The organism is Marmoricola endophyticus (assembly GCF_014644415.1).
In the GTDB taxonomy this organism is placed as follows: domain Bacteria; phylum Actinomycetota; class Actinomycetes; order Propionibacteriales; family Nocardioidaceae; genus Marmoricola; species Marmoricola endophyticus.
The window spans coordinates 1-528 of the sequence record NZ_BMKQ01000014.1 but is presented as its reverse complement, the minus strand read 5'-3'; the positions used below and the strand labels follow the sequence as shown (position 1 = coordinate 528).

General features: G+C 35.0%; 1 protein-coding gene. It reads left to right on the top strand.

The window, feature by feature from the left end:
- The coding region (locus tag IEX42_RS18420) for a P-loop NTPase family protein (RefSeq protein WP_505712078.1) at positions 1–528 on the top strand (528 nt) is incomplete at both ends.

Genomic DNA, 528 nt, shown 5'->3' with positions numbered 1-528 from the left:
AAAGGAAAACATCTTTTAAATGATGTTCCATCACATACGATTAATTACGGTCATATTATTGATCCAGAGTCTCAAGAAGTGGTTGAAGAAGTTATGGTGTCTGTGTTAAGAGCGCCAAAAACATTTACACGCGAAGATATTATAGAAATTAATTGTCATGGTGGTATTTTAACGATTAATAGAGTGCTGGAACTTACTATGACATATGGCGCTAGAATGGCTGAGCCAGGTGAATTTACAAAACGTGCCTTTTTAAATGGTCGTATTGATTTATCTCAAGCTGAAGCAGTTATGGACTTTATTCGCTCGAAGACAGATAGAGCTTCTAAAGTTGCGATGAATCAAATTGAAGGTCGTCTAAGTGACTTAATCAAAAAACAACGTCAATCTATATTAGAGATACTCGCTCAAGTGGAAGTGAATATTGATTATCCTGAATACGATGATGTTGAAGATGCGACTACTGAATTTCTTTTAGAGCAGTCTAAAGAAATCAAACAGGAAATTAATCGTTTATTAGATACCGGT